This is a genomic window from Joostella atrarenae (assembly GCF_021764745.1).
Classification (GTDB): Bacteria; Bacteroidota; Bacteroidia; order Flavobacteriales; family Flavobacteriaceae; genus Galbibacter; species Galbibacter atrarenae.
This window is the reverse complement of sequence record NZ_JAETXX010000008.1, coordinates 86,152-100,574: the sequence shown is the minus strand read 5'-3', so window position 1 is coordinate 100,574 and position 14,423 is coordinate 86,152. Positions and strand designations below refer to the sequence as shown.

The 14,423-nt window shown below is 31.4% G+C and carries 10 protein-coding genes; 7 read left to right on the top strand and 3 right to left on the bottom strand.

Annotated features, from left to right (window positions below; all coding sequences use genetic code 11):
* Window positions 1–11 precede the first annotated feature (11 nt).
* The 3 genes from JM658_RS12275 to JM658_RS12265 all read right to left on the bottom strand — a co-directional run bounded on the left by JM658_RS12275 (window position 12) and on the right by JM658_RS12265 (window position 2,873).
* On the bottom strand, window positions 12–1,322 hold the full coding sequence (locus JM658_RS12275) for an ABC1 kinase family protein (RefSeq protein ID WP_236959565.1): 1,311 nt from the start codon (window positions 1,320–1,322) through the stop codon (window positions 12–14).
* Window positions 1,319–1,975 carry a TetR family transcriptional regulator C-terminal domain-containing protein gene (locus JM658_RS12270; protein WP_236959564.1) on the bottom strand — a complete coding sequence of 219 codons (657 nt, stop codon included), beginning with the start codon at window positions 1,973–1,975 and terminating at the stop codon, window positions 1,319–1,321. The genes JM658_RS12275 and JM658_RS12270 overlap by 4 nt, the downstream gene beginning before the upstream one ends.
* 139 nt (window positions 1,976–2,114) lie before the next feature.
* Window positions 2,115–2,873, bottom strand: a complete 759-nt coding sequence (locus tag JM658_RS12265; protein WP_236959563.1) for a helix-turn-helix domain-containing protein — start codon at window positions 2,871–2,873, stop codon at window positions 2,115–2,117.
* Between the two features lie 268 nt (window positions 2,874–3,141).
* On the opposite strand from JM658_RS12265, the gene JM658_RS12260 reads away from it, so the two are divergent.
* From JM658_RS12260 to JM658_RS12230, 7 genes are all read left to right on the top strand, one after another.
* Window positions 3,142–3,537, top strand: a complete 396-nt coding sequence (locus JM658_RS12260) for a YbjN domain-containing protein (protein ID WP_236959562.1) — start codon at window positions 3,142–3,144, stop codon at window positions 3,535–3,537.
* Between the two features lie 13 nt (window positions 3,538–3,550).
* Window positions 3,551–4,252 (top strand): PspA/IM30 family protein, encoded by a 702-nt coding sequence (locus JM658_RS12255; protein ID WP_236959561.1) that lies wholly within the window; start codon window positions 3,551–3,553, stop codon window positions 4,250–4,252.
* Between the two features lie 16 nt (window positions 4,253–4,268).
* Window positions 4,269–4,973 carry a hypothetical protein gene (locus tag JM658_RS12250; protein ID WP_236959560.1) on the top strand — a complete coding sequence of 235 codons (705 nt, stop codon included), beginning with the start codon at window positions 4,269–4,271 and terminating at the stop codon, window positions 4,971–4,973.
* A 14-nt stretch (window positions 4,974–4,987) separates the two neighbouring features.
* Complete coding sequence (locus JM658_RS12245; protein ID WP_236959559.1) at window positions 4,988–7,066, top strand: SPFH domain-containing protein; 2,079 nt, start codon at window positions 4,988–4,990, stop codon at window positions 7,064–7,066.
* A 208-nt stretch (window positions 7,067–7,274) separates the two neighbouring features.
* Window positions 7,275–12,149, top strand: a complete 4,875-nt coding sequence (locus JM658_RS12240) for a DNA repair ATPase (RefSeq protein WP_236959558.1) — start codon at window positions 7,275–7,277, stop codon at window positions 12,147–12,149.
* Window positions 12,150–12,566: 417 nt separating this feature from the next.
* Window positions 12,567–13,118 carry an RNA polymerase sigma-70 factor gene (locus tag JM658_RS12235; RefSeq protein ID WP_317207876.1) on the top strand — a complete coding sequence of 184 codons (552 nt, stop codon included), beginning with the start codon at window positions 12,567–12,569 and terminating at the stop codon, window positions 13,116–13,118.
* 93 nt (window positions 13,119–13,211) lie between these two features.
* On the top strand, window positions 13,212–14,405 hold the full coding sequence (locus JM658_RS12230; protein WP_236959556.1) for a FecR family protein: 1,194 nt from the start codon (window positions 13,212–13,214) through the stop codon (window positions 14,403–14,405).
* Window positions 14,406–14,423 lie beyond the last annotated feature (18 nt).

Here is a 14,423-nt window from a genome sequence, read left to right as displayed (position 1 = left end):
TTATAATCCGATTAGTAGTTAGTAAAGTTGTTTATTTTAATGTCTTTGGCTTTTAAGTCGAACATTAAATTATATAGTCCAAAGAAAGTACGGTTGATATAGATGAAGTGTTTAGAACCTCTATTTCCATTCATTTTCCGTAATTGGGAATCGTTATTATATTTTTCACCTAATTGGGCAATACTTTGAAAGAATCCTGCATCAGAGAAATCAAAAACTTCATTGTGAAATGGTTTCGTAAAAATGCTTAACATCTCATGAAAAAGCGCTTTAAAGAAAACCTTTTCTTCTGTTGTATCTTCGGGTTTTAAAATCTCTAATTCATATAATTTATCTTCAAATATTTTTGGATTATTGATAGTGTCCTTTTCAGCTAGTTCAAAATAAGGAATATAAAAGTCCTCAGGAACCTCTTTCATACATCCGAAGTCCAAAGCAATTAGTTTAGCTTCATCACTGATTAAAAAATTGCCAGGGTGTGGATCTGCATGGACCTTTTTTAGTTTATGAATTTGATACATGTAAAAATCCCATAAAGCTTGACCAATCGTATTAGCAACCTTTTCGTCTTTATTATCTTTTGTGAATTCAGACATATGTTTGCCTTTCATATAATCCATTGTGATAATACGTTCTGAAGATAAATCTTCATAGTATTTTGGGAATAGTAAATTAGGAATATGGTTGCAAGACATAGCAATATCCTTGCTCTGTTTTACCTCTAGTAAGTAGTTGGTCTCTTCAATAAGTTTATGTTCAACCTCTTTAAAGTATTTATCAGAATCCTTCCCTTTTATGTTAAACATTTTAATGGCAATTGGCTTCACCAAAGCTAAATCTGTAGCAATGCTTTCTGCAACGCCTGGATATTGAATTTTGATAGCATATTTCTTACCATTTTTTTCCGCGATATGAACTTGACCAATGCTTGCTGCATTTACAGAAGTAGCATTAAAAGTATCAAAAATATCTTCAGGGTGTCTTCCAAAATATTTTTTGAATGTTTTAATAACAAGAGGAGGAGATAGCGGAGGAACAGAAAACTGGGCCAACGAGAATTTTTCTACATAATCTCGTGGTAAAATACTTTTCTCCATGCTCAACATTTGAGCAACTTTTAAGGCACTTCCTTTTAAACTTTTTAGTCCGTCATAAATATCTTCTGCATTATTTTTATTCAATCTCCCTCTAGCAGCCTCTTCTGAAGTCACAATTTTATCACCGTAGTATTTTATATAATTAGCTCCGACCTTAGCTCCTGTTTGAAGAAACTTTCCCGCACGTTGTATTTTTCCCGTTGGGATTTTATCTAATGTTTTCATACGGTAAAGTTTGTTCGTTCTTTAATTATAAATTTCCCAAAATCTAAGATGTTTTGAAAAGGTTTGATATCGATAAGGTCAAAACCTGCTTGTAGTGATTTTTCAATGAATATATCTGTCTTTTCAAAGGAAGGAGAAGTATCGTCTAGCCAGAATTTTAAGGTTAGCAATAATTGGATCCATGCAGCTTCTTCAAAAGATTTGTTTTGAAACTTTGAAACTGATTTATTTTCAATTTTTGGAACTTCTATTTGAAGTTGCTTAATATAGGATATAAAAGCAGTTCTAAGATGTTGTAAAACACTCAAGGATTTTAAATTACTTTCTTTTCCTTTGAGTGTTTGAACTACATAGCTTCGATTAGCAGTAAGTAACTCGAAAAAAGAGAAATAGAAACTTAATAACTTGTTTTTAGGATTGTAAGTATGGTATTCTTCATTTTTGTCTAAAAGTAGAAAGGTGTTGTCAAAAAAAGCTTTAAAAATCTCTTTCTCAAGCACTTCTAAACTTGCATAAAATTTGTAAAAATCTTCTTCTTTTAAATTATGGAGCTTTGTAAATGCATAAACAGATGTTGGTTTCTTCCCATTTTCAAGAACAAAATCCATATAATATGTGATCAATCTATCTGGTGTTGTTTGCTTCTTTGCCATAACTATTAATTTTATAATAGTAAAATTACAAAATGTTCAATATAGTTATGTTAAAAGTTAAACAAAATATATATTTGGCTTATAGTTAACTTTTATCTCCCGATTTAGTATTATTATTTCTGGGGTTTATAGAAGTAAATTATAATTCAGATTTTAATTGTTTAAATTGCTCTTCTAATTTCATTATTTTATCCTCTAAATCGGTGTTGTTTTCTAATGTTCGGTGATAAAAAACATAGTCTACTCTCCAGAGCTCTTTAATATCAGTAAGTTTTAGAATGATGTCTTCAACTCCTGGATGATCTGCTCTTAGGGTGATTTTAGTGTTTGAAATGAAGATTCTTCTAAATATAACTTCTTCTTTTAAGACGGTTATATATAATTTTCCATCTTGTATTATTTCTGGAGATAAATTATCTACTTTACTACCAATAACAACATCTTTAGGGTAAAAACCTTTATTGTTTTTACTCATTTCTAGGTTGTTAATTATAAAGCTTCTCATTTCAGATCCTTCTGTGATTGGCAATAATACATAGGGAATATTCTCAATATAATCAGTGTTATTAAAATTTTCAGAATACTCTTTAATTCTTTCTGAAGGGATACAGGGAATTCTTTTAAAAAATAATTGATTCGATATTTCCGTATTGTAACGTTCAACACCTCCACGAAATTTTAAAAGCTCGTTTACGGTTAATTCTTTTGTTAGCAAGTGATCTATTGGAATGCTAAAATAATTAGCAATCTTAATAATAGTATCTATTTTAGGTTCGCTACGTCCTTCTTCATAAGCTCCTAGAGTGCCTCTTTTTAGGTCAAATAAGTCTGCAAATGCCTGCTGGCTCATCGATTTTAAACTTCTTATTTTTCTAATATTTTTTCCAAATAATGACATATTTTGCTAATTATATTTGCAATTAAGAAGATTTATTGTAAATTAGTCTAACAAAATTAGCAAAAAAAATGACATTCATTGTGGTTTTGTTCTCAAATGCAGCATTTGTTTATAATTAAAAAAGAATTAATAATTAAAAGATGATAAAGTATGATTGTGATATTTATAATATTTATAGGGGAACTTATGAGTCTTCTTTAATAAGCTTGTTAATATTTTTTTGTAATATTAACATCGAAAAATTTAAACATTAACCTAACTATAATCTATGAAAAACCATTTTAACATAACTCGGGATTTTCTACTTGAGTTAGACTTCAATATTACACATGAAAACCCTGAAGAAGGCGTTTTGGTTATCCAAAAGGAAAACTCTGGTATTCGAAATCTTATTGTTGGTGTAGCTCCACCTATATTAATAATGGAGCAATACCTTTTCAAGATAAATAATCAGTCTGAGGCAGTTTTTAAGAATTTACTGCAAAAAAACAGAGATATTATACATGGAGCATTTGCGCTAGACGAATCAGGAAATAAAGTAATCTTTAGGGATACTTTACAAGTTGAAAATATGGATCTTAATGAGCTTGAAGCTGCTTTAAACTCGTTGAGTTTATTAATGAGTGAGTACTCAGATAAAATTATAGAATTTTCAAAATACTAAAAAAGAGAAAATCATGAATATATTTAAACGATTATTTAAAATTGGCGAAGCAGAAACTAATGCTGCCATAGATAAAATGGAGGATCCTATAAAGATGACCGAACAAGGAATTAGGGATATGAAATTAGATCTTGAAAAGAGTCTTGAGGCTATGGCTAAGGTGAAGGCGTTAGCTATACGTGCTAAAAATGATAAAGAAGAATATCAGAATAAAGCAGATGATTATCAGAATAAGGCTATTTTAATTCTTAAAAAGGCACAAGCTGGTCAAATGGATGCTAATGAAGCAGACAGATTAGCAAAGGAAGCACTTTTACAAAAAGAAGTAGTAGATAAGCAGATATTACAAGCTACGCAAGAGTCCGAGAAGTTTGATAATAATGTGGCTCAACTTCAAAAAAATATCCAAGCTATAAAATCTAATATAGGTAAGTGGGAAAATGAGTTAAAAACTCTTAATGCAAGGGTAAAAGTTAGCAATGCGACTAAAAATCTTAATAAGCAAATGGCCGAATTGGACAGTACAGGAACTGTTTCGATGTTAGAAAGAATGAAAGAAAAAGTTGCCCAAGAGGAAGCTCTTGCAGAAGCTTATGGGGAGATAGCTAATACATCTAAGTCTATAGATGATGAAATAAATAAGGCTGCGGATGTTTCAGAAAACAAAGCAGAAGATGAGCTTAGTAAGTTGAAGAATCAACTTGGAATGAAATAATTTTAAATCACTGAAATTGACAGAATTAACCAATATACTTTTTTCTGAAGTAAATATAATCTTATCAATACTACTTATAATTCTAATTCTATATTGGATTGCAACCATGATTGGGGGATTGGATTTTGAGCCTGACTTTGACATCGATGTAGATGTTGATATGGATGTAGATACTGGTATTGAAGGAGGGAATATGGACTTTGAAGATATTTCCAATACAGAGATCAATCAAGAAGATGTGGTAGGGAAAAGGAGGAAGCCATTAAAATGGTGGCAAATTCTACTTATCTATTTTAATTTTGTAGGACTTCCGTTTATGTTCACTTTTACATTTTGGATATTTATCTGGTGGTTTTGTACTGCTATGATAACTTCAATTACCGGCACCTACGATAATACCATTGGTTTTGTAATAATGCTTTTGGCATTACTTCCATCGCTGATATTGACAAAAATAATAACAACTCCTTTTAAAGCCTTTTTTAAGAATTTAAATAAAGATGGAGATGCCCCTATTGATTATTTAGGGAGAAAAGCAACATTGCTTTCTTCTATATCAGAAGATAAAATGGGGAATGCTGAAGTTAAAGTTAATGGAGATACATTATCAATTTACGTGAAATCTCTAACTGGAGACCCATTAAATTATGGAACCAGTATTTTAATAATTAAAAGATCTGCCGATCGCAACTTTTATTTTGTACAATCTTATAATGACTAATTAATATTAATACTATGGAATCAATTTTACCACTTGTTGGCATTGGAATAGGAATACTTCTATTTTTAATAATTGTTTATTTCGCAATAATTGCGATGTTTTATAAAAAAGTACCTCAGGGTCAGGCGCTAATTAGAACCGGATTTGGAGGGACTAAAGTAGCTACAGATAGAGGGCTTTATACAGTACCAGTATTTCATAAAACTGAGATAATGGATATCTCTGTAAAGAAAATTCAGATTGAAAGACTGGCTCATGAGGGACTTATATGTAAAGACAATATGAGAGCCGATATTAAGGTTGCTTTTTTTGTTCGAGTAAATAATGATATTGAATATATTAAAAAAGTAGCGCAAACTATTGGTGTAGATCGAGCATCAAAAATTGCTACTCTCGAAGACCTTTTTGAAGCTAAGTTTTCTGAAGCTTTAAAAACAGTGGGTAAAAAGTTTGATTTTATTGAGCTATATGAAGCGCGAAGAGAGTTTAGAGATGAAATAGTTAATATTATCGGAACAGACCTTAATGGTTACACTTTAGAAGATTGTGCGATTGACTTTTTAGAGCAGACTTCTGTAAAAGAGTTGAAACCAGATAATATTTTGGATGCTGAGGGTATTAAGAAAATTACAGAGCTTACTGCTGTTCAAAATATGAAAGCGAATCTTATCAAAAGAGATGAAGAGAAAACTATTCGTAAGCAGGATGTAGAAGCTCGTGAGACTATTCTTGAGCTTAATAAACAATTAGCAGAAAAAGAAGAGCAGCAAAAACGTGAAATTGCCAATATCAAAGCAAGAGAAGAAGCAGAAACATTAAAGGTTAATGAAGAAGAGCGTTTAAAATCTGAAAGCGCAAGGATTTCTACTGAAGAAAAAGTAAAAGTAGCTGAAGAGAATATGCAGCGTCAAATTATTGTAGCTCTTAAAAATAAGGAGCGTACAGATGCTGTGGAGACAGAAAGAGTTGAAAAAGATAGATTGCTAGAGGCTACAGAAAGAGAAAGAGTTGTTACGTTAGCGCAAATTGAAAAAGAGAAAGTAGTAGAGGTAGAGAAAAAGAATATACAAGATGTTATTCGTGATCGTGTTATGCTTGAGAAGGGTGTAGTAGAAGAACAGGAAAACATGAAAGATATTCAAGCGTTTAAAACTGCAGATAGAGATAAACAAGTTAAGATTACTACTGCTGAAGCGCTAGCAGAAGAAAGCCTTATTAAAACAATAAAAGCTGCCGAAGCACAAAAAGAAGCAGCTAAGCAAAAAGCTGAAGAGATAAATATTGAAGCTTTAGCTCATAAAGAAGCTAGTGCTAAACAAGCAGAAGCAAGAAAAATATTGGCAGAGGCGCAAGCTAAAGAAGAGGCTACTGTTGGTATGTCTGAGGCACAAGTAATGCATGCAAAAGCAGATGCAAACGAGCGTCAAGGGTTAGTGGAAGCTAATATTATTGAGAAAAAAGCAAAAGCAGAAGCTCTCGGAATTGAAGCTAAAGCGGAAGCTAAACGTAAAGATGGTCTTGCGGAAGCAGATGTTATTAAAGAAAAAGCATTTGCTGATGCTTCAGGAATTGAGGAGAAAGCAGCTGCAATGAAGAAGCTAGATGGTGTAGGTAAAGAACACGAAGAGTTTAAATTACGATTAAACAAAGACTTACAAATAGATCTAGCTAATATCAATATTCAGAAAGAAATAGCAGATGCTCAAGCGCAAGTTATAGGAGATGCTCTTAAAGCGGCTAAGATTGATATTGTTGGTGGAGAAACGATGTTCTTTGATCAGATTATAGGTCAGATAACAAGAGGTAAAGGTTTTGATAGAATGGTACAAAGTAGTACCAATGTTCAAGAAGTTAAGGATGCTATTTTAGGAAGCGACGATGTTAAGGGCAACTTACTAGAAAAAGTAAGAAACTTTGCGATTAAATATGGTGTTTCTACGGAAGATATTAAGAATATAACAATAGCTAGCTTGATTGCAGATCTTAAGATGAAATCTGATAGTGCTGAAGATAAAACGATGCTTGGAAATTTATTAAACTTAGCGAAAGGTTTAGGGATTTCAGATAGTACGATATCGAAGTTGAATAGATAAATAAAGACGCTAGCTAAAGATTAATAGCTATATATAACAGAGGTTTTTTGAATTGAGTTCTTATTGGAGTTACTAATAATACTGCTTTCATTATATTTTAAAAAACCTCTGTTTTCTTTAGGTAATTTTCGTCAAATACAATCAACTTTAAAAAAATAATAACCGCTCAATTATTCTGTTGAGGGGAACAAATTCAGTGTAATATAGAATGGCAAAGGAATCTACAAAGGAAGACAACGTGCAAAAACTCGATGCTGGAACCTATGAGGTAATTCAGAATCGATTACAGAAGCAGAAGACTGAATTACAAGAGCGTCTAAAAAACCTTAATGAAGGTAGAAAAGAGGTTTTTGGATCTTTGGAAACAAAACTTATCGCCACCAATCGAATAAATACAGAAAACAATTGCATCGCTAGAGATATATTGTCGTTATCGGATACTTGCTTGTTTGGATACAATGTTCATTTTGGATTAAGAACAGATATAAAGCTTAGTGATGTTATTAGTATTTATAAATTCAATAATAACAACTTTGATCCTATTTCTTTAGATGTTTTAAATGATGATGTTTTTTATTCTGACTTTCAAAACCTATATAAATATTATAGAAATACTATTTTTTCTAAGTTCGCTATCGTGGGAAACTATTTGTATATGGTTTTTCAGCTTAGTGATAGTGTGACCGATATAAAAACGTTTAAGTGGTTAATAAAAGATGGTCAGTTAAAGTATATAGATAATCGTAGTGAGCATGAATATAAGCTACCTTCTCAACATGAGTTTAATTGGCAGGAGGTAACTAGAGATATGCATCGGCAAGGTCTCCATGCTCATGTTTCTATTTTGGATAAGGTTTTCGTTGAAACTATAGGCGGAGATCTTACCATAAAAGTGGAGGATAATACAGAGAATGGTAAAGGTATTTATGCTGAAGAGGTTACTCATAGAGATCAAACTCTAGATGACGGTCAATATAAATTTGCCAACTTAGGAAACTTAATTGTTATCGAAATTAAGCCTTTCCAAGAGGAAGCTCGGTATTTTATTTATAATCATAAGCTGAAGGAAGTACAGAAAATTGAGAGTATCAAGAACAGTTGTATTTTACTTCCAGATGATCATGGAGTGATTTTTCCAACAGGTTATTATTTGCAAACTGGGGAGTATAATATTTTTGATAATAGTATTCCCAATGTAAAGTTTCAAGAGAGAATTAGTTCTCCCAATGGTGAGGATTATTTATATGTTTTTTATGCTCCTGAAAGCGGTTTGTATAATTTAATGAGCTATAATGTAATTCTTCAGAAAATACAAACTCCAATAATATGCAACGGATTTACAATATTAGATAATGGTGAGTTATGTTATTTCAAAAATGAAGATGAGCAAAGCAAACATCATGTAATTCAGATATGGCAAACTCCTTATCTCAAAGGAGATATTATTCCGTCGGAACATCAAGACTCTTTACTTTATAAAATAGGAAATAAGGACATTGTGAAGGCGATGGCTGAAGTAAATGGTTTGGTTAATTTACTGAATAAAGAAGATAATTATGATGGTTTGTATTCTGATTTGGCAAAGCAATCTAAAAACATTTTAGATTCATATTATTGGTTGAATGAAGAAGAAACTAAACTTTTAAATGAACCGTTACAAGAAATTAATAAGGCAGCAAATGCTGCAATAGATGAATTTCAAAAAGTACTTCAGTTAAAAAAGAATGCGCAAAAGAAAACACAGGAAATAGATAAAACGGCTACGCATCTTTTTAATAAAATTAAGAGCACGAGTTTTAAAAGTATTAATGATTTTGTAGATTTTCTCACTCAGTTACGTGCTTTACGAGGAGAAGCTATTAGTTTAAAGGAGGTTCGTTATTTAGATAAAAAATTTATTGACGAACTTGAAAATAGAATCGCAGAGCAATCTGAAAAGATTTCTGAACGTTGTGTGCAATTTTTGCTAGATGATAAAGCTTTAATGCCTTATGAAAATAAGGTGAAAGAAAAAGAGAAATCGCTAGATGCTATCGCAAAAGTTATTGACGCTAAAAATTTAGAGGAAGAGGTAAATCAAATATCTAAAGATTTAGAACTTCTTATAGATGTAGTTTCTAATTTAAAAATAGAAGACACCTCTCATTCTATAGAAATAATTAATAATATTTCTTTAATTTTTTCTACGATTAATCAATTAAAAGCGAGGATTAAAAAGAAGCAAAAATCTTTAGGAAGCAAAGAAGCTCAGGCAGATTTTGCTGCACAGCTTAAATTGATCGATCAGAGTATAATTAACTACTTGGATATTTCTGATACACCAGAGAAGTGTGAAGATTTCCAAACAAGAATATCCATTCAATTAGAAGAGTTAGAAGGTAAATTTGCAGATTTTGAAGAGTTTATCAGTCTTATCATTGAAAAAAGAGAGGAGATCTATAATGCTTTTGAGGCTAGAAAAAATCAATTAGTAGAAAAGAGAAATAAAAGGGCGATTGCTCTTCAAAATTCTGCAGAAAGGATTTTAAATGGGGTAAGAAAAAAGGCAGAATCTTTTTCTGAAGCTAAAGATATAAATGCATATTTCGCTTCAGACATGCTAGTTAGTAAGTCGCGGGATATTGCTAAGCAGCTCCAAGAAATGGGAGATAGCGGGAAAGCTGAAGAGATAGAATCTTTATTAAAATCAGCTCAAGAAGATTCGCTGCGTAAGCTTAAAGATAAAAAAGAATTATATGAAGATGGCAATAATATAATTCGTTTAGGAAAGCATAAGTTTGGTGTTAATAATCAATCCTTAGATCTTACAATTTTATATGTTGATGGAAGTTTGCAATACCATCTTACTGGAACAGATTTTTATCAGAAGATAGAAAATGAAACGCTATTAGAATCTCAAGAATTTTGGAACCAAGATTATATTTCGGAAAACGATGTTGTGTATCGAAGTGCTTATTTAGCTTTTAAGATTTTTAAAAAATTCCCTAAAGATGTTTTGGAGCTTTCTGAAGAAGCATTATTAAAGTTGGTTCAAGAAGAAAGTAGTAAAGATTATTCTGAGGGTTATGTTAAAGGAGTACACGATTTAGATGCAACAGCTATTTTATCAGTATTTATAGCGAAACACAAAGCTTTGGAGCTGTTATCTTATCCTCCAAGAATAAGAGCTTATGCTCAATATTTTTGGAACTTTATAGGAGAGGAACAAAAAAAACACTTAAACCAAACCATAAAAGCCTCTGGAGATGTAATTCAGTTTTTTCCAAACACAAAGGAATACAATTTTATCATAGAAAAGCTTCAATTGTCGATTATCGAGTTTTCAAAAAATACAGGCATTTTTAATTCGAGTCTAGCAACTGATATTAGTAACTATCTTTTTGAAGAACTTCAGAATGATAATGATTTTAAAAGGAGTGGCGTAGCAATTCAGATAAAAGAAGGCTTTCTAAATAAACTAAAAGAAGAGAAAGGTGATTTAAGGTTTAAAAACAGCCTTGAAAACCTTGGTTCTTATGAATCAAAGATAGCATTAGTGCAACAATGGGTTGGAGCTTATTTGCATAGTCTAGGAGAGGATAATCTAACTTTTAAATTAAACTATGTTGATGAGGTTGTGTGTTTAATTCTTTTTGGAGATGAGTCTGCATTAAATACTAAATTCGTTTCTCCATCAGAAGAAATAGTAGGTCTACGAGGAGAACATTTATCTATCCGTAACGGTGTTTATAATTTTAATTACCATGATTTTGTTTCTCATTTAACTAATTATTTTTCTGAAAAAGTACCAGCATATAATGCCTATAAACGAGCAAAACATGAAGTTACAGTTTCGCTTAAGGAAATGCTTAGGCTAGAAGAATTTAAGCCAAGAATATTGAGTTCTTTTGTTAGAAATAAGCTTATAGATCAAGTTTATTTGCCCTTATTCGGAGATAATTTAGCCAAACAATTGGGAACGGTTGGAGACCAAAAGCGAACAGATAGAATGGGAATGTTGCTTTTAATTTCGCCTCCTGGATACGGTAAAACTACGTTGATGGAGTATATAGCGAATAGATTGGGTCTTATTTTTATGAAGATTAATGGACCTGCTATTGGTCACGAAATAACCTCTGTAGACCCTGCTTCTGCAAATAATTCTGCAGCAAGAGAAGAGCTTAAGAAGTTGAACCTCGCTTTTGAAATGGGTAACAATGTGATGCTATATTTAGATGATATTCAGCATTGTAATCCAGAATTTTTGCAAAAGTTTATATCCCTTTCCGATGGTACTCGAAAAGTTGAAGGTGTTTTTAATGGAAAGTCGAAAACTTATGATCTTCGTGGGAAGAAATTTTGTGTTATAATGGCTGGAAATCCTTATACTGAGAGCGGTGAAAAGTTTAGAATTCCTGATATGCTTTCAAATAGGGCAGATATTTATAATTTAGGAGATATTATTGGAGATACGGCTCATTTATTTAGGTTAAGTTTAATTGAGAATTCGCTTACTTCCAATCCAGTTTTACATCAGCTAAGCAGTAAGAATTTTGCTGATGTTTATAGACTATTAGATAGAATTGAGAACAATAACAAAGAGGTTGATCTTGAAGGTAATTATACAAAGCAAGAGGTTGACGAATACGTTTCTGTATTAGAGAAAATCGTTAAAATTAGAAACTCGATTTTAAAGGTTAATACAATGTATATAAAGAGTGCAGCTATGGAAGATGAATATCGCGTAGAGCCATCATTTAAGCTTCAAGGTTCTTATAGAGATATGAATAAATTAGTGGCTAAAGTAGTGCCTGTAATGAATGATGATGAATTGCAAACATTATTATTATCGCATTATGAAAGTGAATCTCAAACATTAACATCATCAGCTGAGGCAAACCTCTTAAAATATAAAGAATTGGTAGGTCAGATGAGTGCTACTGAATTTGATCGCTGGGAACAAATAAAGGAAACTTTTCAGAAAAATAATAAGCTAAAAGGCTTTGGCGATAAAAATGAAATGGCACAAGTGCTAGCGCAAATGATGCAGTTTTCTGAAAACCTTGAAGGTATTAAAGAAGTTCTCCAACGGGGACTCCAGTAAAATGAAACATATTACATCAAATAGAGAAAGGCTGCCGATATTGGTAGCTTTTTTATGTACATAATCGTGCATTTTGTTACAAGGATAAGGTGTTAATTCTATTCTCGTAAGAAATATATAATGGGGTGGGAGAAAAAATATAAAAAAAATATCACCACTGAACTCTGTTTTTACGCATAGTCTTTAGACTTAGATTCATAGTAAATATGATTTAATCTTCTTTGAGTTTGAAAAGAAGCGACAGACGTTTTGTTGAAAATTCTTACAATTGCTCTTGCTGCCTTAAAATTTTCCGCGGTTTTAGTTTTATTGGCTATAGGAGAATGTAATATAGTGATGTGTTTATATAATAAAATTGAATTATATTGAGCGCCTTCATTAAGAAATAGTAATTAAAAGGACATATAATAATTAAATATTATCGCAAATTCTAAAATCACATCTGAATCTTATAAAGAGCTTTTTTATGATTTTTATCCACGCTTGCTATCGTTTTGTATGAAGTATACAAAAGATGAAAGTATGTCGGAGGAGATTGTAGAGGAGTGTATGGTTTACCTGTGGGAAAGAAGAAAAGACCTAGAGGAAGTTAGAGACTTAAAAGCTTATCTCTATACAATGGTTAAAAACATGGCGTTGCGCTCTATAAAGCAAAGGGATAAAGTGGTTTCTTTAGATGCGCAAAAGTATGACCAATTGAGTGAGTCTGAAGAATTCTCTTTAGAAGAGGATGTACATTCTGTATTACTAAATGCTTTAGAGACATTACCTGAAAAATGTAAAATTGTATTTAAATTATCTTGTATAGAAGGTTTAAAATATAAAGATATTGCTGAAGATTTAAATATATCTGTGAATACTGTTAAATCTCAGAGAGCGAGAGCTTTAGAGTTGCTTAAGAGTCGTTTGAATAATTATTCATTTCTTGTCATTTACATATTGTTTTTGTTAAAAAGATTATTTTTTTAAAGTTTTTTCCACCCATTTCCTCTTATTTGTGCTCTTCATACTGAGAACCATTGAATAATTATTAGTATTCAATATATAAGTAACAAAATGGGCATGAATCAGCATTCAAAACACGCTATCGAAAAGTTGATTTTAAAATCAATTATAGAAGACATCGACTCTAAGGAGAGAGCGTTGCTAGATGAGTGGCTAGAGAAAGAGGACAATAGAAAGTTATATGATAGTATTGTTAGTCCTGAAAGGATAAATGCTAAGCAAAATTTTTATAACTCAATAGATAAAGATGCTGCTTATAAAAGAGTAACGTCTATTATTGCTAGTAATAAGACGCAAAAACGTAAAAAGTATATTGCAGGGATGTATAAATATGCTGCAATTTTAATAATAGCGTTATTAGTCAGTGTGTATATCTTCAAAAACTTTAAAACAAGTGATCAAATTACTGAAGAAAATTTGGTAGAAATCAATGCAGGTCATCCTAAGGCTACACTTGTTTTATCTAATGGAAAGGAGGTAGACTTAGGGGCTCATCAAAATGAAACTATTTTTTCCTCTGGACATACTCAGATTAATAATACTAATAAAACATTAGAGTATAAAATTGAAGATAACAATGATGATCTCGCAGAGGTTGGATATAACACTTTATATATTCCAATAGGTGGTATTTATAATGTTATTCTTCCCGATGGCTCTAAAGTATGGTTAAATTCTAATTCAACTCTAAAATTCCCAGAAGCTTTTACAGGAGATACCAGAGAAGTAGTTTTAGAAGGGGAGGCTTATTTTGAAGTAGTAAAAAATAAAGGTCAGTTTATTGTACATACCAAGAATCAGGATGTAACTGTTTTGGGTACTTCTTTTAATGTGAGTGCATATAAAAGTGATAATTTCTTTTCTTCAACACTCGTAGAGGGTAAAGTAAGATTGTCTTCGGAGCAAACTGGAGAAGTTGTTTTAACTCCAGGTAAAAGAGGGTATTTAAAATTTGATAATGATCCAAAAGTATTTTTAAGTGATGTTGATGTGCGAAATTTTAGTGCATGGAAGGATGGTGTTTTCTTTTTTGATAATGAAAATCTAGAAGCCATACTAACCAAAATAGGAAGATGGTATGGTTTTAAAGTAAGTTTTCAGCAAGAGGAGCTTAAAAGTATTCCTTTTACTGGTGTAGCTAAGAAAGATACTCCGATAAAAAAAGTATTGGATATGATTGCTAAAACATCAGAAGTAAAGTATCAGGTGAATAAAAATAATGATGAATATGAAATAAAAATATTAAAATAAAAACAGTTAAAAACCGGA